The sequence below is a fragment of the Kribbella sp. NPDC004138 genome (assembly GCF_053603655.1).
Window position 1 is genome coordinate 40,413 of record NZ_JBSGFZ010000008.1, and the last position, 23,489, is coordinate 63,901.

Here is a 23,489-nt window from a genome sequence, read left to right on the forward strand (position 1 = left end):
TACACCTCAGGTGCGGAAGCGGAAGATGGTGGTTGCGGGCGAGTCGGGGTTCGAGGTGCCGGTGCCGATCAGAGTGGTGCTCGGGACCTTGTGGCCGAAGCGCGCTGAGTACCAGCCCAGCAACGGGTTGTCGTCGCCGCGGTGCGCGGTCCAGGTCAGCCCCGCCGGCAGTTCGACGACCGCTGAGCCCATGGACCACGTCAGCTGTCCGGTCCGCTCGTCGAACTCGACTTCCGGTCCCAGGTGCCATGCGATCCGTACGTCGGCGGGCGCGTCGAGGTGGTCCTCCACGCGCAGCACGCCCTGCTCCAGCACGGCGGTACGCCGGTGCGTCATGGGCGCGTAGCCGTCGTGCTCGGCCTCCCAGGCGTTCCTGGCGTACCGACGGAGTACGCCGTTCGCGCCGCGCAGCCAGAGGAACGGGCCGCCCCAGGTGGACTGCTCGGCGCCGGCTACCTCGACAGTGTTGTGGGCGATGGTGGAGCGGAAGTAGTCCCGCCACTCCGGCTCGCCGTGGTAGCAGTACGTGCCGGGGTCGGCGAGGACGTCGACGCCGTCGACGCGGACCTCGAGGGAGAGGGCGTCGGAGTGGGCGTGCGCGGCGATGGAGAGGAAGCCGTGCGGACCGGTATCCGCGCGGCACCAGATCTCCGGACCAGTGTCCCGGCTGCGCAGAATGACCAGGCCTGCGTCGTGGAAGCAGTCCGGTCGCTCAGCCGGGCGGTTCTGCTGCTTCTTGCTGATCAGCGAGCCGACGATGACGGACGTCGCCGTGGGCTCGCTGTCGGGCCACCAGGGTGCCCTGCCGACCACCGCAGCACCCAGCGAGAGGTAGGCCGACCAGTTGCTGGCATCTGGTGGGTCGAGGACCAGGACCATGCCTTCGTCGTCATCACCTTGGCGAGGTGGGCGCAGGGTCGTGTCGACGATTGCTGCGGCCACGTCGACCGTGCGGGTCAGCAGCGCCCACGTCTGCGCGCTGAGCGGGTGTCCGGCGGCTTCTGCTTCCACCGCGGCGTACAGACCGAGCTCCGACACGAAACGGTGGTAGTCGGTGGCCAGCTCGCGGTTCACACCGGAGGGGAACGTGTTGGCGTCGAGTTCCTTCTCCAGCAGGGCTGCCGCGTCCGTGCGCCAGCGGTCGCTCTTGCTGAACCAGGGAAACGCACAGGCGCCGACGAGCTGTCCGGCCGCCTCGGCGATCACATGGTTGTTCGCCGACGAGCCATGGCTGCGGAACGCGGCGAGGTAGCGCTGGTGCCAGTAGATCTGCTGCAGCGCCAGCTCGTTGTGCTCGAACAGGTCGGTGACCTCGGGCCAGTCGTTCAGCAGCCGGCGGACCCACGTCCAGCTGATCAGCCGCAGGCCGATCTCGATACCGCTGGCCCAGTGCACGCCGGACAGGAACGGGTTGGAGCGCCACCAGTCGTTCAGGTGGTCGGCGACGCGTTCGGCGTACCGGTCGTCATGGGTCAGGTACCAGGCGGCGGCCAGCTGGGTCAGGTGATGGTGGCGGGACAGCTCCCACACCTGCTTGATGTTGCCGACCGCCTGCTCGTTGCGGTGGTTCAGCTTGAAGACGTACTGCGCCGGGTCGGACCGGCGGCCCGTGGTCGGGTCGCGGAACCAGTCCGGTGCGCGCAGGTCCGTGCGGTCGACACCGAGGACCTCGAGGTTCCCGGCCAGGATCGCGTCGGCCTGGGCGATCACCGCCTTGCGGGCGTCCTCCGGTACGTCGGTGCGCGACGGGACCGTCGCGCCGAACGTGAGGTGCTTGCGGAGCGGGAGGTTCAGGTTTCCGTCCTGCCCGGGCCTGACCTGCTGGTAGGCCCAGGCAGAACGGCGTCCGGCATCGCGGGTGCGCCAGATGAGTTCGGTGGGGGACATCCGGCGGAGGCGGCGGACGTACCAGCCCAAGGGCTGGCGGCTCACAGTTTTTCCGGCCGGCCGCTGGCCAGGCTGCGGTCGACGGCGATCGTCGCGCGGGTGGTGGCGACCAGGGCGTCGAACGGGATGGGCATCGGGCCGCCGGACTTCACCGCGGCGACGAAGCGCTCGAGCTCGATCCGCTGGCCCTTGTCGGTACTGCGGGACTTGCGGGTGGACGGTTTGCGCCCGGTCCACACCGACGCGCTCTGGAAGTTGTCGAACCGGGCGTTGCGGCCGCCGCCGGTGATGTCGATCGTCTCCTTCGGGAAGCGCGCGGTGCCGCCGCCGACGTAGCTGATCGTGGCGACCGAGCCGTTCGCGAACCGGAGCGTGACGACGACGTCGCCGGTGTCCGGGCCGGGGACGGCGTACACCTCGGTCGGGAGGCTGTTCAGCCACCAGGTCAGGGTGTCGACGAAGTGGCCGCCTTCGCCCGCGAACCGGCTGCCTTCCTTGCCGGCGTCGAGGTACCAGCTGGTGGAGTCGAGCTTGCCGGCGTTCACCAGGTAGCGGAGCGAGAACGCGCCGCCGGGGTCGCCGAAGCGGTCCTTGAGGTCGGTGAGCAGCGGGGCGAACCGGCGGTTGAAGCCGACCATCAGGCGGTCGTTGCCGGTGGCATCCACTGTGGCGACGATCCGGTCGAGCTCCTCGTCGGTCAGCGCGAGCGGCTTCTCGACGAAGACTGCTTTGCCCGTCTCCAGGGCGCGGCAGGCCAGGTCGGCGTGGGAGCTGTGGCGGGTCACCACGAAGACGGCGTCGAGGCTCTCGTCCGACAGTACTTCGTTGGCGTCGGTGGAAAGTGCTTCGAAGCCGAACCTTCGCTGGGCGTTGGCGGCCGACAGGGATTTGTTGGTGGCTACTCGGGCCAAGACGGCGTGCTCGTTCTTCTGCAGGTGCGGCAGCAGCATGCTCGATGCGTAGTTGCCCGCCCCGACGAAGCCGATCCGCACAGCGCCGGCGGAGGGCGCGACACTCCTGGAATTGGTGGTCGCGACCGTTCCCGGGTGGCTGTCGGTCGCCAGATCTTCCTTTGGGTACTCGAAGAGGAAACCCACGCCTGGGTACTCGCCTGTGCTCAACTTGGAGTAGACGTCCGTGGCGTCGGCGATCGGGAAGGTGTTGGCGATCAGGGACGCTACGTCGATCTGTTCGCGGGCAATCAGGTCGACGAAGCATTCGAGGTTGCGGCGTTCGGTCCAGCGGACGTAGCCGGCCGGGTAGTCGATGCCCTGCAGCTCGTAGCGGTCGTCGTACCGGCCCGGGCCGTACGAGCGGGAGAACCGGACGTCCAGCTCCTTGTCGTAGTAGGCGTTCCACGGCAGGTCCAGCTTGGTCTTGCCGATGTCGACGACGCGGGCGCGATCGCGGGCCAGGCGCGCCGCGGTCTCCACCGGGCCGTTCGAGTGACCGCCGGCGGCCAGCAGGATGTGGTCGGCGCCCAGGCCGTTCGAGGCCTGCAACAACGAACGCTCCAGAGCGTCGATCCCGTCGGGGGAGGAGCAGGCGAGCGCGCCGGCCTTCTCCGCCATCCGGCAGCGGTCGGCGACGGTGTCGATACCCCAGACCCGTACCCCGGCCGCGACCAGCAGCCGTACGACGAGCTGCCCGACGAGCCCGAGCCCGATCACCACCGCCGTGTCACCGAGCTGTACCTCGGCCTGCCGGACGCCCTGCATCGCGATCGCGCCGACGGTCGAGAACGCGGCCTGCTCGGGCGGCACCCCGTCCGGCACCGGCACGCAGAGGTTCACCGGCACCCAGTTGTACTCCGCGTGCAGCGCGTACTCGTTGCCCGCCGCCGCGACCATCTGACCGACGCTGAACTCCTCGGCGCCGGCGCCCACCTCGACCACGACACCGCACAGCGAGTACCCGAGCGGCGTGTACGAGTCGAGCTTGTTCATGACCTTCTTGTAGGTGCTCATCACACCTTGCTGCGCAACGGTGTCCAGCACCTTGCGGACCTGGTCCGGCCGGGCCTTCGCCTTGCCGACCAGCGAGAGCTTCGCCTCGCCGACCTTCATCAGCTCGGTCCCGGTGGAGATCAGCGAGTACAGCGAACGGACCAGCACCCCGCCCGGCGCACACCCCGGCGGCGGTACGTCGAGAACCGCCAGCTCACCGGACTTGTAGTTCTGCGCAACCTGCTTCATGTCCGTCCTTCGCGAAAGTCAGAGGGAGGTGATCGTGACGCCGAGGGACCGCATGTTCCGGGTCCAGGTCTCCAGCGTCAGCAACTGCCAGATCTGCTTGGAGTAGTCCTCGCGCCCGGCCCGCTCGTCGTCGACCAGCTTCTGTACGGCGGCCTGCCGCAAGAACCCGCTCCCGACCAGCTCCCCGCGCAGCAGCACGTCGTCCACCAGTTCGCGCAGGTCGTTCCGCACCCACGCCCGCAGCGGCGCGCTGAACGACGCCTTCGGCCGGTAGATGATCTCCTTCGGCAACCACGCCTCGGCCGCCTTCTTCAGCGCCAGCTTGCCGACCCGGCGGTGGATCTTCTCGGCGCCCGGGATCGAGAACGCCGCACGCGCCACGACCGGGTCCACGAACGGCGTCCGCACCTCGGTCGACGCCGCCATGCTGGCCCGGTCCGTGTAGGCGAGGTTCAGCCCCGGCAGGAACAGCCGCGAGTCCGCGAGGCACATCCGGTTCACGTGGTCGTCGAGCGTGGTGTCGTGGTAGATGTCGCTGTGCTCGGCGAGCAGCTTCCCGACGTACGGCTCGAGGTCCGGGCTGAGCAGGCCGGCGAGCTGGTCGCCGTCGTACATGGTGTAGCTGCGCCGGAACGCGGTCTCCTCGGGCAGGTTCGCGAACGTCTCGAACCGTTTCGCCCAGCGCGCGTAGCGCAGTCCGCGCCCGTTCACGGTCACCGGGAGGCGGCGTACCGCCGGCCCGACCAGACCGTTGCGCAGAGCGCGGGGAAGTCGTTGGTACTGCGCTCCCATCACGCACGCGAGGTGCTTGCGGTAGCCACCGAACAACTCGTCGGCGCCCATCCCGGACAGCAGCACCTTCACACCTGCGTCCCGTGCGGTGTCGCACATCAGCAGCGTGTTGATCGCGGCCGGGTCGCCGATCGGCTCGTCGAGGATGTCGACGATCCGCGGCAGCAGGTCGACGACGTCGGGCGCGATCTCGATCTCGTGCAGGTCGATCCCGAACTGCTGCGCCAGCTTGCGCGCGTAGACCGCGTCGTCCGGCATCGCCTCGAGTTTCTGGTCCTGCGCGCGGAACGTGATCGTGTACGAGTCGACGCCGGGGTCCATCCGCTTCGCCAGCACCGTGACCAGGCTGGAGTCCAGGCCGCCGCTCAGGAACGTCGACACCGGCACGTCGGCCACCAGGTGCGCGGCCACGGACTCCTCGATGACCTGGCGCAGGTCGGCCCGCGGACCGGCCGCGGCCTCGGTCGCGACCTCGGTCACCCGCCAGTACGTCGCCTCCCGGCTGCTGCCGTCCGGCCGGAACTCCGCCCACGATCCGGGCGGCAGCTTCTCCACACCGTCGATCGCGCAGCGCTGCTCGGGCAGCCAGTAGTAGAGCATCGACGCGATCAGCGCGCCCGGCTCGGTGCGCAGCTCGGAACCGACGGCGGTGACCAGGGCCTTCAGCTCGGACGCGAAGATCACGCCGCCCTGGCGACGCAGGAAGTACAGCGGCTTGATGCCGAGCGGGTCGCGGGCCAGGAACAGGCTGCCGCTGTCCTCGTCCAGCATCGCGAACGCGAACATGCCCCGGAAACGCCTGAGCGCGTCCGGGCCCCAGCGGCGCCACGCCTCCAGCACGACCTCGGTGTCGCCGTGGGTGCGGAAGTGCACGCCGGCCTTCGAGAGCTCGGCGCGCAGTTCCTGGTAGTTGTAGAGCTCGCCGTTGTAGCAGATCGTCAGACCCTGCTTGCTGAACGGCTGGTCCGCGGCCGAGGACAGGTCGATGATCGACAGCCGGCGGTGCGCCAGGTGGGCGTTCACATCGGTCTGTTCGAACCGGTAGATCTGGTGTGCGTCCGGTCCGCGATGCGCGATCCGGTCGCTCATCGCTTCCGCGAGCGCGAAGCCGTCGCGCTGCTGGTAGCAGCCGGCGATGCCGCACACCTCAGGACCCCGCGGCGTTCTTGATGCCGGTGACGCCGGCGAGCCGGCTGACGTGCCCGGTGAGCTGGTCGTACACCCCGAGGTACGCCTTCTGCTGGTGCCGCCACGCGAGCACCCGCTCGACCCGTTCGCGGCCGAGTTTCGCCATCCGGCGGCGGTGGACCTGGTCGTCGAGCAGTTCGACGATCGCGTCGCCGTACTGCGCCACGTCGTTCGGCTCGACGTACACCGCGGCGTCCGCGGCGGAGACCCTGGTCTCGACCAGGTCGAAGGCGACGACCGGGAGCTCGAACGCCATGTACTCCATGGTCTTGTTCATCGTCGACACGTCGTTGAGCGGGTTCTTCGGGTCCGGCGACAGGCCGAGGTCCGCGGTCGACATCACCGCGCGCACGGTCTCGTCCGGCACCCGTCCGGTGAACTCGACGTGCTCGGCGAGCCCGAGCTGGTCGCGCAGCGCGACCACGTCGTCGAACGAGTCGCCGCCGCCCATCAGCGTGAACGCGACGTCGGTGCGGCCGAGCGTGTTGACGATGTGGTCCGCGGCCCGGACGACGATGTCGACGCCGTCCTGCGGGCCCATCACGCCGATGTAGGTGACCAGGTGGCGGTGACCGCGGCGCAGCGACTCGTCCGCTGCGCCGCGGAGCAGTTTGTCCGGGTCCGGCCCGGTGCGGACCACGGTCACGTCGTGGTTCGCCTTGCCGCTGCGGGTGATCGCGATCCGCCGGTACGAGTCGTTCGTCGAGATCACGTGGTCGGCCCGCCGGTGCGTGGTCCGCTCCAGGAACCGCAAGCCCTTGTACGGCAGGCTCGACGTACCGCCGAACCGGGACTGGAACAGCTCCGGGCACAGGTCGTGGTGGTCGAAGACGAACTTGGTCCCGTCGAGCCGGCGCAGCAGCATCGCGATCGGCCAGAAGATGTCCGGCGGGTTGCACGCCTGCAGCACGTCGAACCGCCCGGCCTTGCGGGCCCGGAAGACCAGGCGCAGCGTCAGCAGGAACGAATACGCGTACTCCCAGACGAAGCTGATCTTGCTGCCGCCCGGCGCGTACGCCTTGTACTTGTGCGCGGTCACACCGTCGATGACGTCGTACGACGGATCGCCCGGCCCCTTCGGGCAGACGACCGTGACGTCGTACCCGGCCGCCACCAGCGCCTGGCACTCCAGCCAGACGCGGCGGTCGAACGGCACCCAGAGGTTCTGGATGATGATCAGCACGCGCGGACGGCTCACCAGCCCACTCCTTCGTATCCGTGCAGTGCCTCGACATCGGCGCCGAGCCGGCCGCTCAGGTCGATGATGCGGGCCGGCGGCGCGGCGAGCAGCGCGGTGACCGCCGCGGTGTCGGTGGCCGACACGATGGCCAGGTCGGCGCCGCTCAGCGCGGCGGTCGGGTCGTCGGTGAGCACCCGTTGCAGATGCGGCAGTTTGCTGCGGACGTGGCGCAGGTTCGCTCCGACCAGGCGGGTCGGGTTCACGATTGCGTCATAGATCCGCAGGTTGTAGCCCTTGCCGATCAGCCGTTCGGCGAGCTCGACGTTCGGGCTCTCGCGCAGGTCGTCGGTGGCGTGCTTGAAGCTCAGGCCGAGCAGCGCGATCTCGCGGCCGGGCCCGGCGATCACCCGGTCGACGACGTCGCGGACGCTGCGTTCGTTGGTGGCGAGCGCGCCGGCCAGCAGCGGCAGCTCGGTGTCGTGGGTGCGCGCGAGGTGCAGCACCGAGCGCAGGTCCTTCGGCAGGCACGAGCCGCCGAACGCGAAACCGGGCTTCAGGTAGTACGGCGAGATGTTCAGGCTGGTGTCCTGCACGAAGATCTTCATCACCTCGCGCGAGTCGACGCCGAAGTGCCGCAAGATCCGGCCCATCTCGTTGGCGAACGAGACCTTGGTGGCGTGGAACGCGTTGCAGGCGTACTTGAGCGCCTCCGCGGTCCGCACGTCGACGACCTGCACCTCGGCGCCGAGGAATGCGAACAGGTCGGTCAGAGCGGCACCGGCCTTCGGGCTGCGGGTGCCGACCACGACGAACGGCGGCTCGTAGAAGTCCGCCAGGCCGGATCCTTCGCGCAGGAACTCCGGGCACATCGCCGTACCGAAGGTGAGCCCCTCCGGTGGCGGTACGTCGGCGAGCACCTTGGCGACCACCTCGTCGACGGTGCCCGGCGGCACCGTGCTGCGGACGACGATGGTGTGGAAACCGGACTCCGGCCGGACCACGACCTGCGCGGCCTCGGCGATGTCGCGGACCGCGCGCTTGATGTAGGTGAGGTCGGTGCTGCCCGCCTGCGTGGACGGGGTGCCGACACAGATCAGCGAGACGTCGGCGCCGTCGAGCGCCGGCCGGGGATCGGTGGTGGCATGCAGCCGTCCCGAGGTGGCGCCGGCCGCGACCAGCTCGTCGAGTCCCGGTTCGACGACCGGGCTGTGTCCCTGGGTGATCGGGTCGACCTTCGCCGTGTCGACGTCCACCCCCCAGACGTCGTGCCCGGCGGCGGCCAGACAAGCCGCGGTCACCGACCCCACGTACCCCAAGCCGAAAACGGCCACCTTCATAACGCCCCCCACAGGCTCACGACGCGGCTTCGCCCACGTCCCCACAGCGCCCATGAGAGCGACCGCGACGCCGTCCTGATACATACCGGCCGAAGAAAATCGCCGGAAGAAATTTGCCTGTATCAACGGGCGGTCCCGGTGATCTGTATTGGTCGACAGACCAGTGCTGGGGTGAGGGGACGACGGATGAGGGTTCTGGTCAGCGGGGACCGGGGTTACATCGGAGCGGTGATGGTGCCGTTCCTGCGAGCCGCCGGGCATCAGGTGGACGGGCTGGACACCGGCCTCTACGAGGGCTGCGACCTCTTGGGCGGGCCGGAGCCGATCGGCGGCCGCGCACCACGGGACATGCGGGACGTGACGGCGGGGGAGCTGGCGGGGTACGACGCGGTGGTGTGTCTGGCCGCGCTGTCGAACGACCCGCTCGGCCACCTGAACCGCGACGCGACGTACTCGGTCAACCTCGAAGGGACACTGAACCTCGCCCGCGCGGCGAAGGACGCCGGTGTCGGGCGGTTCCTGTTCGCGTCCTCGTGCAGCCTGTACGGCGCCGCGGGCTCGGAGGCGGTCGCCGAGGACGCCGAGATGTTCCCGGTCACGCCGTACGGCGAGACGAAGGCGCTGGCGGAGCAGGAGCTGGCCAAGCTCGCCGACGACTCGTTCAGCCCGACGTACCTGCGGAACGCGACCGCGTACGGCGCTTCGACGCGGCTGCGGCTCGACATCGTCGTCAACAATCTGACCGCGATCGCGCTGACGTCGGGCCAGGTCCGGCTGGAGAGCGACGGCACCCCGTGGCGGCCGCTCGTGCACATCGAGGACATCAGCCGGGCGTTCGCCACCGTGCTCGAGGCGCCCCGGGAGACGATCCACGACGAGGCCTTCAACGTCGGCCGGTCCGAGGACGTGGTGCAGGTCCGCGACATCGCCGAGATGGTCCGCGAGGCCGTGCCGGGGTCGACACTGTCGATCGCCGACGGCGCCGGACCGGACCTGCGCAACTACAAGGTCGACTTCAGCAAGCTCAACGAGACGTTCCCGGACCTGAAGCTCGCCTGGACGGTCCGCACGGGCGTCGATGAGCTGTACGACGCCTACCAGCGGCACGGTCTCACGCTCGACGACTTCAACTCGGCCCAGTTCGTCCGGCTGCGCCGCATCCAGCAGTTGCTCGGTGCGGGCCTGGTCGACGACCAGTTGCGCCGGCAGACCGACGCGCAGTTCCCCGGACCGAAGGAGATGGACTGATGGCAGTGGCGTGCCGCCTGTGTGGCGCCGATTTGAATCAGACTTTCGTCGACCTGGGCATGTCACCGCCGTGCGAGAGCTATCTGCGCGCCGACCAGCTCGACAGCGGTGAGACGTTCTACCCGCTGCACGTGCGGATCTGCGACAACTGCCTGCTCGTGCAGCTCCCGGCGTACGTCGCGGCCGACGACGTCTTCAGCGACTACCTCTACTTCTCGTCGTACTCCACCAGCTGGGTCGAGCACGCGCGCCGCTTCGTCGTCGACCTGCAGGAGCGGCTCGGCCTGGACGGGAACAGCCTGATCGTCGAGGCCGCCAGCAACGACGGTTACCTGCTGCAGCACGCCGTCGCGCTCGGTATCCCGGTGCTCGGCATCGAGCCGGCCGCGAACATCGCGAAGATCGCCAACGAGAAGGGCATCCGCACCGAGAGCTACTTCCTCGGCGAGGAGACCGGCCAGGACGCCGCCGCGCGGCACGGCCGGGCGGACCTGGTCGTCGGCAACAACGTGTTCGCGCACGTCCCGGACATCGTCGACTTCGCGAAGGGCCTGCGGGCGCTGGTCAAGGACGACGGTCTGGTGTCGCTGGAGTTCCCGCACCTGCTCCGGCTGATCGAGAACCGCCAGTACGACACGATCTACCACGAGCACTACCAGTACCTGACCCTCAAGACCGCCTCCGCGGCCCTCGCCGCGGCAGGTCTGAAGGTGGTCGACGTCCAGGAGCTGGCCAGCCACGGCGGCTCACTGCGGGTCTTCAGTACCCCGGTCGAGACCGCGGGCGAACCGTCCGACCTCGTCGTCAAGGTGCTGATGGACGAGGAAGAGGCCGGCCTGCACACGGTCGAGGGGCACCTGGGCTTCGCCGCCGAGGTCTTCACGATCAAGTCCGACCTGCTCGAGTTCCTGATCCAGGCGCAGCGCGACGGCAAGTTCGTCGCCGGCTACGGCGCGCCCGGCAAGGGCAACACGCTGCTCAACCACTGCGGCATCCGCGAGGACCTGCTGCCGTACACGGTGGACCGCAGCCCGCACAAGCACGGGATGTACCTGCCCGGCACGCACATCCCGATCTTCGCCCCGGAGCGCCTGGCCGAGACGCGCCCCGACTACATCGTGATCCTGCCGTGGAACCTGCGCACGGAGATCGTCCACCAGCTCGGCTACGCACGGGAGTGGGGCGCGAAGTTCGTCGTCGCGATCCCGCGCCTCGAAGTGATCTGAAAGCCGTTGGGGGGAGAGAAGTCTGATGAAGGTCGTGATCTTCTGCGGAGGGTTCGGGCTGCGGATGCGCAGCGGCGTCGACTCCGCACCGAAACCGATGATGACGATCGGCGACCGGCCGGTCCTGTGGCACGTGATGCGGTACTACGCGCACTTCGGCCACACCGAGTTCATCCTCTGCCTGGGCTTCGGCGGCTCGGCGGTCAAGGAGTACTTCCTGCGCTACGAGGAGACGGTCTCCAACGACTTCGTGATGACCAAGGGCGGCCAGCGCATCGAGCTGCTCGACTCCGACATCAGCGAGTGGAAGATCACCTTCGTCGACACCGGGATCGACACCAGCATCGGTGAGCGGCTGCGCCGGGTCCGGCCGTACCTCGAGGACGACGACGTGTTCCTGGCCAACTACGGCGACGTGCTGACCGACGCGCCGATGGACAAGATCATCGACCACGTCGTGACCAGCGACGTCACCGCCAGCCTGCTCGCGGTGCCGCCGCAGGCGTCCTTCCACGTGGTCGAGTTCGGCACCGACTCCCGGGTCACCGGGCTGCGGTCGGCCGCCGACCTGAACGCGTGGATCAACGGCGGGTACTTCGTGCTCAAGAAGGACATCTTCGACGTCCTGCACGAGGACGAGGACCTGGTCGGCGACGCGTTCCCGCGGCTGGCCGCGATGAGCAAGCTGGAGGCGATCCCGCACCACGGGTTCTGGGCGCCGATGGACACGCTCAAGGAACGCAGCCAGCTCGAGGAGCTGTACCGGTCGGGGAAGAAGCCGTGGGCGTTGTGGAGCCACGAGAACCGGGGCCACCACGGCCGGGTGCTGGACAAGGTGTCCGACGGGCTGTCCGACGGTCCGGTAGTGGTGGCGATCTGATGCTCCCGTTCCAGCTCGGCCTGATCGACGGGCCGGTCCACCTGGTCGCCCTCGGCGCGCATCCGGACGACATCGAGATCGGCTGCGGCGGCACGCTGCTCAAGCTGGCCGAGTCGGTGCCGGAGCTGACCGCCGAGTTCGTGATCGCGACCGGTACGCCGGCGCGCCTGGAGGAGGCGCGCCGCGCGGCGGAGCTGTTCCTGCCGGAGTGCGAGGTGAGCGTGACCTCGGCCGGGCTGCCGGACGGGCGGCTGCCGGCGCACTGGAACGAGACCAAGGAGTTGCTCGAGGCAACGGCCGCGGAGGGCCGCACGCCGGACCTGGTCCTGGCCCCGGGCAAGCACGACGCGCACCAGGACCACCGGCTGATCGCCGAGCTCGCGCCGACGGTGTGGCGCAACCACCTGGTGCTGCACTACGAGATCCCCAAGTGGGACGGCGACTTCGGCCGGCCGTGGCTGTACGTCGAGCTCACCGAGGAACAGCTGCGGGACAAGGTGGCGCTGCTGCACAAGGCCTACCCGTCCCAGGTCCCGCACGACTGGTTCGACGAAGAGGTGTTCGCCGGACTGGCCCGGCTGCGCGGCATGGAGTGCCGCGCGCCTTACGCCGAGGCGTTCACGACGGCCAAAGCCACGCTGACATGGTGAAGGAGGGGGATGTGGTGAGCTTCAGGTGCCGTGGGTGCGGGTCGTCCGACGTCGTACCCGTCGTGGACATCGGCGAGCAGCCGTGCGCGGACTACTTCCCGGCTGCCGATACGCCCGGACCTGATCCGCGCTGGCCGCTCGCGCTGTGGCTGTGCCGGGACTGCACGCTGGTGCAGCTCGGTCCGGTCGAGGCACAGATCGCCGAGGAGCCGCTGGCAGTGGAGTCGGCGACCAGCCGGGCGCATGCGGAGGCCTCGGTCAAGGAGATCCTTCGTGACTACCCCGAACTGACTGGCGGGGTGGTGTTCGAGTTCGGCAGTCCGCATGGCGGGTCCTGGCTCGACCACCTGACCGCAGCGGGCTGCCGGCTTGCCGGCGATGGCGAGAAGGCCGATCTCGTCATCGACGTGCACGGGATCGTGCACGAGCCGCAATACGGCGCGTCGCTGAAGCTGCGCGCCGAGCGGCTGGCACCGGGTGGGCTGCTGGTGATGGAGTTCCACCACCTGCTGCCGTTGTTCGTCGGGAACCAGTTCGACACGATCCGGCACGGGCACTGGGCGTACGTGTCGCTGCGGGCGCTGCGCAACCTCGCCGCGCTGCACGGCCTGATGGTCGAGTCGGTCAAGCAGGTCGACATGTACGGCGGCAGCCTGATGGTGATGCTGCGGCACACCGCCGACGCGCGGCCGGACGCATCGATCGACGTGGTGCTGGAGGACGAGGACGCCGCGGGCCTCGCGGACGAGGTACAGCTCGGCAGCCTGCAGGAGGCCGCCTGGCACGCGGCCGGCGCGCTGCACGACGAACTGGCCCGCCACCGGGCCGCCGGACGGACCGTGCTCGGGTACGGCGCCCCGTCGAAGGCGCCGGTGCTGCTCGGCCTCAGCAACGTGACGACGGACCTGCTGCCGTTCACCGTCGACCTCGCACCCGGCAAGCACGGCCGCCGGATCCCCGGCAGCTGCCTGGTCCCGATCCGCCCGATCGCCGACCTGCTGGCCGCGAAGCCCGACGTCGTCCTGGTCCTGACCTGGGACATCGCCGACGAGATCATCGCCCAGCTGGAGGCCGACGGCGGCTGGGGCACGACGTACCTCGTCCCGCTCCCGGAACCGCACGAGAGAGGTCGCTGACATGGACGTCATCGAGATCCCGGGCATCGCCGGCGTCCTGCTCTTCCGGCCGGCGCCGCACCGTGACGAACGGGGATTCTTCTCCCGCACGTTCGACCGGGACGTGGTCGCCAAGGCCGGTCTCGACCCGGACGCCTTCGTGCAGGACAGCATCTCCCGGTCCCGCAAGGGCGTGGTCCGCGGCATGCACACCCGCTCCGGCAAGGGCGAGGCCAAGCTGGTGCGCTGCTCGTACGGCGCGGTGTTCGACGTCGTCGTCGACCTGCGCCCGGACTCGCCGACGTACCGCAACCGGGAGACCTTCGACCTGACCGGCGACAACCAGGTGACGGTCTACGTCCCGGCCGGTTGCGCGCACGGGTTCCAGGCCCTCACCGAGCCGGCCGACGTCTCGTACCGCATCGACCGTGCGCACGACCCGTCCGAGGACGTCGCGATCCGCTTCGACGACCCCGAGCTGGACATCCCGTGGCCGCTGCCGATCACGCTGATGTCCGAGCGCGACAAGGCCGCCGCATCACTGGCACTCGCCACTGCGAGGCTGACATGACCAGATCATTCGAGAAGTCCATCGCCGCGAACAAGCGGCTGCACGACGTGATCCCGGGCGGCGCGCACACTTACGCCAAGGGCGACGACCAGTTCCCCGAGCAGATGGCGCCGGTCATCGAGCGCGGCGACGGCGCGCACGTCTGGGACGTCGACGGCAACGAGTACATCGAGTACGGCTCCGGCCTACGGGCGGTCAGCCTGGGCCACCGGCACCCGAAGGTGCTCGAGGCGGTCCGCCGGGAGCTCGACCGCGGCAGCAACTTCGTCCGCCCGAGCATCGTCGAGCTGGACGCCGCCGAACGCTTCCTGGCCACGGTGCCGACCGCGGAGATGGTGAAGTTCGCCAAGAACGGCTCGGACGCGACGTCGGCCGCCGTCAAGCTGGCCCGCGCGGTCACCGGCCGCCGGCTGGTGGCGATCTGCGCCGACCACGCGTTCTTCTCGATCGACGACTGGTTCATCACCCGGACGCCGATGGCGGCCGGCATCCCCGCCGAGATCGGCGCGCTGACGGTCGGTTTCCCGTACGGCGACCTGGCCGCCACCGAGGAGCTGTTCCGGCAGCACGACGGCGAGATCGCCTGCCTGATCCTGGAGGCCGCGACCCAGCACGACCCGCCGGCCGGGTATCTCGAAGGCCTGCGCGACCTGGCGCACCGCTACGGCGCGCTGCTGATCTTCGACGAGATGATCACCGGCTTCCGGTTCTCCGCGGCCGGCGCCCAGGGCCTGTACGGCGTGACGCCCGACCTGTCCACCTTCGGCAAGGCGCTCGGCAACGGCTTCGCGGTGTCCGCGCTGGCCGGCAAGCGGGAGTACATGGAGCGCGGCGGTCTGCGGGACAGCCACGAGCGCGTCTTCCTGCTGTCCACCACGCACGGCGCCGAGTCGCACGCCCTCGCGGCAGCCATCGCGGTGACCGAGGTCTACGCGGAGGAGGACATCGCCGCGCGGCTGCACGAGCGCGGTGAGCGGCTGGCCCGGGGCGTCCGCGAGGTCGCCGCGGCGGCCGGAGTCCAGGAGCACGTCGTGGTCCGCGGCCGGGCCAGCAACCTGGTGTTCGCGACGCTCGACGAAGACCGGCAACCGTCACAGATCTACCGCACCCTGTTCCTCCGGGAGCTGATCACCGGCGGTGTCATCGGGCCGTCGTTCGTCGTCAGCAGCGCGCTCACCGACGCCGACATCGACCGCACTGTCGAGGTCGTCGCGAAGGCGTGCACGGTCTACCGCCAGGCACTCGACGCCCAGGACGTGAACGCCTTCCTGGGCGGTCGTCCGGTGCGGCCCGTCTTCCGTAAGTACGTCTGAAGGAACCTCATGCGAGCTACCCGGTTCACCTGGACCAACCTCCTGGCCGTAGCCAGCGTGGTGGCGTTCGTGGTGCTCGCCGTGGTGGCGTCGGCCGGGCACGTCAACGGCCTCGACCAGGACCTGCGCCAGGTCTTCCGCCCCGACGACGTCTGGGGCATCTGGCAACAGATCTTCGGCAACGTCGTCGACGGCGCGGCGCCCGAGGTCGCGCTCGTCGTCTTCGCACTGGTCGCCGCGCTGACCGGGGCCCGGCGCAGGTCGTGGCGGCCGCTGGTGTTCGCGGGGATCCTCGCGCTGGCCGCCGTCGTGATCACCCAGGTCGCGAAGGCGATCGTGGCGCGCCCGGATCCGCAAGGGCACGTCGGCTCGTTCAGCGGCTCGTTCCCGTCCGGCCACATGGTGATCCTGCTGACCTGCCTCGGCGGCGTGTTGCTGCTGTGGCGGGAACGCCCGCCGGCCTGGGCGTGGTGGGTCGCGGTGGTGGCCGAGCTGACGATGGGCCTGTCGCTCCTGCTGCTGTCGATGCACTGGTTCACGGACGTGATCGGTGGCCTGCTGCTCGCCGTACCGCTGCTTGTCGTTGCCGCATCGCCTCGCTTTCTCACGCCGGTCCACCGGACCGCGCCGCACTCAGTTGGGAGCCTGTCATGACCGCTGACCGTATTCGGCCGCGACTCAGCATCGGCCTGCCGGTGTACAACGGCGAGGACTACCTGCGCGCGTCGATCGACGCGGTCCTCGGCCAGACCTACACCGACTTCGAGCTGATCCTGTCCAGCAACGCGTCCACCGACGGCACCGACGACATCTGCCGCGAGTACGCCGCGCGGGACCCGCGGATCACGTTCTACCGGCAGGAGCGCAACGTCGGCGCCGCGCCGCACCACGACTTCGTCCTGCAGAAGAGCCGGGGCGAACTGTTCAAGTGGGCCTCCGGCGACGACCTGTGGGCGCGGGACCTGGTCGCCCGCTGCGTCGAGCTGCTCGACCAGCACCCGGACGCGATCCTGGCGCACAGCTACACGGCGGCGATCGACGGCGCGGACACCGTGATCCAGGCGCTCGAGTACCCGCTGCACACCGACGCGCCGCAGGCGCCCGAACGGCTGCGCAGCATGCTGTTCGACGGCGACCTGCCCGGCGCGATCCAGGCCGACGACTTCTACGGCGTGATGCGCACCGACGTACTGCGCAAGGTCAAGCCGCACGGGAGCTTCTACCACGCCGACCAGGTGTTCATGGCCGAGGTCGCGTTGCACGGCCGCTTCCTGCAGGTGCCGGACTGGCTGTACTTCCGGCGCCACCACGACGGCCGCGCGCTGCAGGCGAACCCGACCATCAGCAGCTGGTCGCGCAACCTGGACCCGCGGCGCTCCAACAAGCTCGTCCACCCGCCGGCCCGGCTGGTCGCCGAGTACGTCCTCGGCTACTTCGCCGCCGTCCGGCGGGCTCCGTTGACGCCCGCCGAGCGGCGCGAGTGCAACCGGCACATCCGCCGCTGGCTGACCAGCCGCGTCACCCGCCGGATGCCCGGCCGCTCGAAACCGGCGCCGATCCAGGACTTCGGTGCGATCGACACGCTGTCCGTCCACGCCGTGGTGGCCGGCTCGGAGGGGAACTGACATGCGGGTCGGTCTGTACGGGCGTCTCGGCGGCGGCAACATCGGCAACGACGCGATGCTCGACGCCGTCATGGATCACCTGCGCGCCTGGCATTCCGACGCGACGCTCGACTTCATGTGCGAGGGTCCGGACGAGATCACCGAGCGGTTCGGCGTACCGGCCGTGGAGATGCACTGGCTGCAGTCCCGCAAGCCCGCCCGGTCCAGGATCGCGCAGAAGCTGCTGACGCTGGCGCGGATCCCGGTGGCCGGTGTCATCGACACCTGGCGCACCGCCCGCTGGGTGCGCCGGCACGACGTCGTCATCGTCCCGGGCGCCGGCGTGCTCGAGGGGACGCTGCCGGAGCGGCCGTGGGAGCTGCCGTACACGATGCTGGTGATGGCGGTCTCCGGCCGGCTGTTCGGCGTCCGGACGGGACTCGTCTGCGTCGGCGGCTCACGCGTCGAGGAGCGGGCCATCAGGCTGCTGCTGCGCGCCGCGGCCCGGCTGGTGAACTACCGCTCGTTCCGCGACGAGTACTCGCTGGAGGTCGGCCGCGAGACCGGGGTGGCGGCGCCGCAGGACAAGGCCTATGCCGACATGGCGTTCTGGCTGCCCCTCGAGGTCACCCGGGAGCCCGAACCGAAGTCGGTCGGGCTCGGCGTGATGGCGTACTACGGTTCACCCGGCGACCGGTCCCGCGCCGACGAGGTCCACGCCAAGTACGTCGACCAGATGAAGGAGCTCACGCGGCTGCTCGTCCAATCCGGCCGGAGCGTCCGCCTGCTCATCGGCGACCGGCTCGACGAGGAGGTCGCCAAGGAGGTGCTGGCCGACGCCCAAGGTGCGTGGGCCGGCCTCAGCCGGTTGCCTGTGTCGTACGAGCCGTTCTCCTCGTTCGAGGGCCTGACGGATCAGGTCGCATCGGTCCAGACGGTCGTCGCGATGCGCTACCACTGCGTCGTCGCCGGCCTGAAGGTCGGACGGCCGACGCTGGCCATCGGCTACGGCCGCAAGCACGACGCGGTGATGGCGCAGATGGGTCTCTCCGGGTACGTGCAGGACGTCCGGTCGCTGGACCTCGAGCGGCTGGTCGAACAGGTCGGTGAGCTCGAGGCCGACGAGGCCGTCATCGAGAAGACGCTGGCCGAGCGCAACGCCGACAACAGAGCACGGCTCGGCGAGCTCTTCCGCGACCTGTCCGACGCTCTCTTCAAGCCGGTTCGCGGGGCGGTGCGATGAGCGGACGCCACGCGACCAAGCATGCCGGCGGGCATCGCGTTGCCCTGCGCAAGCAGGTCGCGGGCCGGCTCGGCTGGGGGATCGGCGACCAGGCGGTGTCCAGCCTCGGCAACTTCTTGCTCGGGGTGTTCGTCGCCCGGCTGCTCGGTGCCACCGGTCTCGGCGCGCTGGGCCTCGCCTTCCTCGCGTACTCGGTGGCGCTGAACTGCTCGCGGGCGTTGTCGACCGACGCCCTGATGGTCCGCTACAGCGTGTCGGATCACGACGCCCGCAAGCAGGCGATGGCCGCGTCGGGCGGTGTCGCGCTGCTGGTCGGTGCAATCAGCGGAGTGATCTGCCTGCTGATCGGGTTCGGCCTGAAGCTGCACACCCCGGGCTCCGAGGTCGGCGCGGCTTTCGTTGCCCTGGGCATCGTCATGCCGGGGCTCACGTTCCAGGACAGCTGGCGGTCCGCGTTCTTCGCTGCCGGTGAGGGTGCGAAGACCTTCGTGAACGACACCGTGTGGACGGTGCTGATGCTGGCGGTGCTGTTCGGTGGCCGCTACCTGGACTTCGGGATCACGGCCGCGCTGCTCACCTTCGGCGGTACGGCGGCGCTGGCCGGGCTCTACGGGATCAGGCAATCGGGGGTGCTGCCCCGGCCCGCGCACGCAGTCGGCTGGCTGCGGCGGCACAGCGACCTCGGACCGCGGTTCCTGGTCGAGAACGTCGTCCTCGGCGCCGGCGGCCAGGTCCGGACGCTGATCGTCGCCGCGACCGGCGGACTCGCCGCGGCCGGATCCATCCGCGGCGCGGAGATGCTGATCGGCCCGGTCGCCGCGCTGCTGATGGGCGTCGGCCAGGTCGCCGTACCGGAGGCCGCCCGGGCGCTGCAGCGCGGTGACCGGTCGTTGTGGCGGCTGTGTGCGGGACTGAGCGGCGGACTGTCCGCGATGGCACTCGGCTGGGGTGCGGTGATCCTGGTCATCTTCCCGCTCGGTCTCGGCGAGCTGGTGCTCGGCAGCGTCTGGCCCGGCGCTCACGCGCTGGTGCTCGGCGTGATCGTGAGCGCCGCGGCCGGATGCCTGCACGTCGGACCGTCCGCCGGGCTGCGGGCCCTCGGGCGTGCCGATCGGACCATGCAGTGCCAGATCGTCGTCACGTCGCTGTTCGTCGGCCTCGCCGCGATCGGCGGTGTGCTGTGGGACGCGCAGGGCGTCGTCTGGGGCAGCGCGATCGCCTCGGTCGCCGGGGTCGGGATCTGGTGGAGCAGGCTGGCCAAGTCCCGGCACGAGTACGCCCGCACGGCCGCGGAGGGCGCAGCGGTATGACCGGGTCCGGGATCGTCATCGCGACCCTGATGCGCCAGCGCGGCGGATCCGGGCTGCAGAGCCACGTCCGCACGTTCGACGAGTACCTGCGGGACTCGTCGCGGGCGGTCAGCATCGTCAGCCCGTTCGAGGCCCGGTCGCCGTTCGTCCTGCCGGTGTTCGCGGGCCGGGTCGGGATCCGGCCGGTCAGCCGGCCCGCCGCCGTGTGGTGGCACCAGTACTGGCACGCGCACTACCTGAAGGCGGCGCTGCGCACCCGGCTGGCCGCGCGTCCAGACGCGGTGATCTACGCCCAGTGCCCGATCTCGGCCGGGGTGGCGCTGCAGGTCCGCCGTACCCAGCCCGTCGTGATGGTCGCGCACTTCAACATCTCGCAGGCCGACGAATGGGCCGACGAGGGCGAGATCCCGCGCGGCGGGCGGCTGTTCGGCGCGATCCGGCAGTTCGAGGAGCGGGTGCTGGGCGGACTCGACGGCATCGTCTACGTCTCGGAGTTCACCAAGGCCGGCCTCGAGAACCGGATCCCGGGGCTGCGCGACCTGCCGAGCGCGGTCATCCCGAACGCGGTCTCGCGGACCGCGGGGGCCGTCGACCGGGCGGAGCCGCTCGCGGACCTGATCACGGTCGGCCGGCTGGACTCCCGGAAGAACCACCGGTACCTGCTCGAGATCCTGGCCGCGGCCGCCGCGCGCGGCCACCGGTACACGCTCTCGGTCGTCGGCGACGGTGCCGACCGGCAGGCGCTCGAGGCGCGGGCGGCCGAGCTCGGACTCGCCGGGCAGGTGTCCTTCCTCGGATACCAGCCGGACGCCCGCGCGCTGATGCGTCGGCATCAGGTCTACTGCCACACGTCGACGACCGAATCGTTCGGCATCGTGCTCGCCGAGGCGATGTCGGAAGGCCTGCCGGTGCTGGCGGCCGCCGTCGGGGGAGTGCCCGAGGTGGTCCGGCCCGGTGTGGACGGCCTGTTCTGGCCACTGGACGATGCCGGCGCCGCGGCACGCGTCCTGATCGGCCTGATGGAAGACCCCGCGCGACGCGCCACGCTGGCGGCCGCCGCGCGGGCCCGGAGCGCGGCGGAGTTCAGTGCTGCCGCTGCCGGGGAACGGCTGCTGGCATTTCTCGAACACACGGGGATCCGCCCCGCGCGGTCGATTGTCTGAGAGGAGACAATCATGCATTCCATCTACGTCGACGCCGACTTCACCGACGACGAGCGGCGCGCCAAGCTCTACGACGGTGACCTGTTCGTCTACTCGCCGCGTCCGTCGACGCTGGCGCTGACGGAGTTCGCCGCGGCGATGGCCCGCGAGGCGTTCGCGCCGCTGGACCCGGAGACGGCCCAGTTCGAGATGGCGGTCGAGGACTACGCCGCGCTGCTGGCGAAACTGAAGCCGGAGTTCATCCACCACCCGGAGTCGAAGCGGCTGATCCAGGAGATGCTCGCCGACTTCGGGTGCGACGAGGAGCAGACGTATTTCGACGTCCCGCGGATGCGCAGCTCGACGTCGAACGACTACCTGACCACCGGGATCGCGTTCGCGTTCCACCCGCACCGCGACACCTGGTACTCGGCGCCGCACGTGCAGCTGAACTGGTGGCTGCCGATCTTCGCGATCACCGACGACAACGGCCTGGCCTTCCACCGCAAGTACTGGCAGACGCCGCTGAAGAACAGCTCGCGGGTCTACAACTACGCCGAGTGGAACGAGACCAGCCGGAAGATCGCCGCCACCCAGATCGGCACCGACACCCGCGTGCAGCCGGTGCCGGAGGAGGAGGTCGAGCTGATCCCGCAGATCCGGCCGATCTGCAAGCCGGGCGGCATCATCTTGTTCTCCGGCGCGCAACTGCACTCCAGCGTGCCGAACACCTCGGGCCGGACCCGGTTCAGCATCGACCTGCGCACCGTGCACCTCGCCGACGCGCTGGAAGGCCGGTCGGCGCCGAACATCGACTCCGAGTGCACCGGTACGACAATGGGCGACTACCTGCGCGTCCGCGACCTGGAGCACATCCCGGCCGACGTCGTCGAGGCGTTCGACATCCCCAAGGTCGAGGTCGCCTGAGCCCCCGGCAACCGCCCGCTCCACAACCTTGTGAAAAGTCTTCACAAGGTTGTGGAGTCTGTGTCGCCCGCGGCCTGCCCGCGTAGTAATGTTCGGTGACTCGTCGCCGACGCGCGGGTGAACAAGGACACGCTGCACGCCATCGCGGACACTGTTAGTGACCGGATGGTTGCGGGAGGGATCGAGGGGCCGCAGTGAGCGGAGCAGAAGCGCCTGACGCTGTGGACAGCCGTCGGCCGCTCTGGGTCGTCCCGCACGAGGTCCCGGCGATCGTTCCGCTGCCGTCGCGGTCGACCGAGCCGCGCTGGGTCGGGGTGTACCGCTGGGCCGCGGTCGGCGGGGACCTGCTCGCCGCGATGCTCGGCGTCTCGATCGCGCTGCTCACCCGGTTCGGGTACCACGTCGGCTCGAGCTACCTGGTCGTGAGCAGCGTGCTGCCGCTGGCCTGGGTGGCCGCCGTCGCGTTGTCGAAGGGGTACGACCCGCGCTTCTACGGGGCCGGGCCGGACGAGTTCCGGTCGCTGCTGCGCGCCGGTGTCGGGCTCACCGCGGCGGTCGCGATGACGTCGTATGTGACGAAGGCCGAGATCGCCCGCGGCTTCGTGGTGCTGGCGATCCCGGTGATGGTGGTCGCCGCGCTCCTGCTGCGGTATGCGTTGCGCAAGGACCTGCATCGGCACCGGGTCCGGGGCCGCTGCATGCACAGGGTTCTCGTGGTCGGGCGCAGTGGCCCGGCCGCGACGCTGTGCGAGCACCTGGAGAGCCGTCCGACCGACGGGTTCCGGGTGGTGGCGACCTGCCGGCCGCGGGGCGAGTCCGGTGAGGTCGAGGCGCTGGACGAGCCCGACATCCTCGCCGCCGCCGACCGGCACGCGGTCGAGGTGGTCGCGATCGCGACCGACCCGGAGCTGGCCGGGCAGTCGCTGCGCCGGCTGTCCTGGGCGCTGGAGCAGCGCGGTATCGAGCTGATCGTCTCGCCGGGCATCATCGAGGTCGCCGGTCCGCGGATCTCGGTCCGCCCGGTGGCCGGCCTGTCCCTGCTGCACCTGGAGCGGCCGTCGGTCAGCGGCGGACCGCACCTGATGAAGGCGGTCTTCGACCGGGTCGTTGCCCTCGGCATCGTCGTCGTGCTGGCGCCGCTGCTGATCGGCCTGGCGCTCGCGGTGAAGCTGTCCAGCTCCGGCCCGGTGCTGTTCCGGCAGCAGCGCGTCGGCCGCGCGGGCGTCGAGTTCACGATGCTCAAGTTCCGCAGCATGTACGTCGACGCGGAGGCGCGGCTCAGCGACCTGTACGCGTTGAGCGACGGCAACGGCGTCATCTTCAAGATGCGCAACGACCCGCGGATGACCCCGCTCGGCCGGTGGATCCGGCGGTTCTCGCTGGACGAGCTGCCGCAGCTGTTCAACGTACTGCGCGGCGACATGTCGCTGGTCGGCCCGCGGCCGCCGCTGGCCGAGGAGGTCGCGCTGTACGCCGCCGACGACTCGCGGCGGATGCTGGTGAAGCCCGGCCTGACCGGACTCTGGCAGGTCAGCGGCCGCAGCGACCTGTCCTGGGACGAGTCGGTCCGCCTCGACCTGCGGTACGTCGACAACTGGTCGATGACCTTGGACCTGCTGATTCTCTGGAAGACCGTGCGCGCGGTGTTCTACGGCGCGGGAGCGTATTGATGGCCAATGAG

19 protein-coding genes are annotated in these 23,489 nt (G+C 70.0%); 14 read left to right on the forward strand and 5 right to left on the reverse strand.

From position 1 onward, the window contains the following. Positions 1–6 precede the first annotated feature (6 nt). The 5 genes from ACWEOO_RS13005 to ACWEOO_RS13025 are packed head-to-tail and all read right to left on the reverse strand — an operon-like array spanning position 7 to position 8,579. Positions 7–1,932: an alginate lyase family protein gene (locus tag ACWEOO_RS13005; RefSeq protein WP_452143117.1), complete on the reverse strand. Its 1,926-nt coding sequence runs from the start codon at positions 1,930–1,932 to the stop codon at positions 7–9. After that, positions 1,929–4,082: a bi-domain-containing oxidoreductase gene (locus ACWEOO_RS13010; protein ID WP_452143118.1), complete on the reverse strand. Its 2,154-nt coding sequence runs from the start codon at positions 4,080–4,082 to the stop codon at positions 1,929–1,931. Before ACWEOO_RS13010 ends, ACWEOO_RS13005 begins: the two co-directional genes overlap by 4 nt. A gap of 18 nt (positions 4,083–4,100) precedes the next feature. Further along, positions 4,101–6,020 carry an asparagine synthase (glutamine-hydrolyzing) gene (gene asnB / locus ACWEOO_RS13015; RefSeq protein ID WP_452143119.1) on the reverse strand — a complete coding sequence of 640 codons (1,920 nt, stop codon included), beginning with the start codon at positions 6,018–6,020 and terminating at the stop codon, positions 4,101–4,103. 1 nt (position 6,021) lies between these two features. After that, positions 6,022–7,260 (reverse strand): glycosyltransferase family 4 protein, encoded by a 1,239-nt coding sequence (locus tag ACWEOO_RS13020; RefSeq protein WP_452143120.1) that lies wholly within the window; start codon positions 7,258–7,260, stop codon positions 6,022–6,024. Continuing rightward, positions 7,257–8,579, reverse strand: coding sequence for a UDP-glucose dehydrogenase family protein (locus tag ACWEOO_RS13025; RefSeq protein ID WP_452143121.1), 1,323 nt, complete (start codon positions 8,577–8,579; stop codon positions 7,257–7,259). Before ACWEOO_RS13025 ends, ACWEOO_RS13020 begins: the two co-directional genes overlap by 4 nt. A gap of 186 nt (positions 8,580–8,765) precedes the next feature. On the opposite strand from ACWEOO_RS13025, the gene ACWEOO_RS13030 reads away from it, so the two are divergent. The 14 genes from ACWEOO_RS13030 to ACWEOO_RS13095 all read left to right on the forward strand — a co-directional run bounded on the left by ACWEOO_RS13030 (position 8,766) and on the right by ACWEOO_RS13095 (position 23,478). Next, positions 8,766–9,827 carry an NAD-dependent epimerase/dehydratase family protein gene (locus ACWEOO_RS13030; RefSeq protein ID WP_452143122.1) on the forward strand — a complete coding sequence of 354 codons (1,062 nt, stop codon included), beginning with the start codon at positions 8,766–8,768 and terminating at the stop codon, positions 9,825–9,827. Beyond that, a complete protein-coding gene (locus ACWEOO_RS13035; protein WP_452143123.1) occupies positions 9,827–11,053 on the forward strand; it encodes a methyltransferase domain-containing protein in 1,227 nt (408 codons plus the stop codon). Before ACWEOO_RS13030 ends, ACWEOO_RS13035 begins: the two co-directional genes overlap by 1 nt. A 25-nt stretch (positions 11,054–11,078) precedes the next feature. Continuing rightward, positions 11,079–11,933 carry a sugar phosphate nucleotidyltransferase gene (locus tag ACWEOO_RS13040; protein WP_355688486.1) on the forward strand — a complete coding sequence of 285 codons (855 nt, stop codon included), beginning with the start codon at positions 11,079–11,081 and terminating at the stop codon, positions 11,931–11,933. Beyond that, entirely contained in the window at positions 11,933–12,583 is a 651-nt protein-coding gene (locus tag ACWEOO_RS13045) for a PIG-L deacetylase family protein (RefSeq protein WP_452143124.1), read from the forward strand. Before ACWEOO_RS13040 ends, ACWEOO_RS13045 begins: the two co-directional genes overlap by 1 nt. Positions 12,584–12,594: 11 nt before the next feature. Continuing rightward, a complete protein-coding gene (locus tag ACWEOO_RS13050; RefSeq protein ID WP_452143125.1) occupies positions 12,595–13,719 on the forward strand; it encodes a class I SAM-dependent methyltransferase in 1,125 nt (374 codons plus the stop codon). Position 13,720: 1 nt separating this feature from the next. Continuing rightward, positions 13,721–14,269 carry a dTDP-4-dehydrorhamnose 3,5-epimerase family protein gene (locus ACWEOO_RS13055; protein WP_452143126.1) on the forward strand — a complete coding sequence of 183 codons (549 nt, stop codon included), beginning with the start codon at positions 13,721–13,723 and terminating at the stop codon, positions 14,267–14,269. Further along, positions 14,266–15,582, forward strand: coding sequence for a glutamate-1-semialdehyde 2,1-aminomutase (locus tag ACWEOO_RS13060; RefSeq protein ID WP_452143127.1), 1,317 nt, complete (start codon positions 14,266–14,268; stop codon positions 15,580–15,582). The genes ACWEOO_RS13055 and ACWEOO_RS13060 overlap by 4 nt, the downstream gene beginning before the upstream one ends. A gap of 9 nt (positions 15,583–15,591) precedes the next feature. Further along, entirely contained in the window at positions 15,592–16,236 is a 645-nt protein-coding gene (locus ACWEOO_RS13065; RefSeq protein ID WP_452143128.1) for a phosphatase PAP2 family protein, read from the forward strand. After that, entirely contained in the window at positions 16,233–17,207 is a 975-nt protein-coding gene (locus tag ACWEOO_RS13070) for a glycosyltransferase family 2 protein (RefSeq protein WP_452143129.1), read from the forward strand. The genes ACWEOO_RS13065 and ACWEOO_RS13070 overlap by 4 nt, the downstream gene beginning before the upstream one ends. A gap of 1 nt (position 17,208) precedes the next feature. Beyond that, positions 17,209–18,429: a polysaccharide pyruvyl transferase family protein gene (locus ACWEOO_RS13075; protein WP_452143130.1), complete on the forward strand. Its 1,221-nt coding sequence runs from the start codon at positions 17,209–17,211 to the stop codon at positions 18,427–18,429. Beyond that, the gene (locus ACWEOO_RS13080; RefSeq protein WP_452143131.1) at positions 18,426–19,739 is read left to right on the forward strand and encodes a hypothetical protein; all 1,314 of its coding nucleotides are present in this window, start codon (positions 18,426–18,428) and stop codon (positions 19,737–19,739) included. Before ACWEOO_RS13075 ends, ACWEOO_RS13080 begins: the two co-directional genes overlap by 4 nt. Next, positions 19,736–20,902, forward strand: coding sequence for a glycosyltransferase (locus tag ACWEOO_RS13085; RefSeq protein ID WP_452143132.1), 1,167 nt, complete (start codon positions 19,736–19,738; stop codon positions 20,900–20,902). Before ACWEOO_RS13080 ends, ACWEOO_RS13085 begins: the two co-directional genes overlap by 4 nt. Before the next feature lie 12 nt (positions 20,903–20,914). After that, the gene (locus ACWEOO_RS13090) at positions 20,915–21,808 is read left to right on the forward strand and encodes a phytanoyl-CoA dioxygenase family protein (protein WP_452143133.1); all 894 of its coding nucleotides are present in this window, start codon (positions 20,915–20,917) and stop codon (positions 21,806–21,808) included. Positions 21,809–22,002: 194 nt separating this feature from the next. Continuing rightward, complete coding sequence (locus tag ACWEOO_RS13095; RefSeq protein WP_452143134.1) at positions 22,003–23,478, forward strand: sugar transferase; 1,476 nt, start codon at positions 22,003–22,005, stop codon at positions 23,476–23,478. Positions 23,479–23,489 lie beyond the last annotated feature (11 nt).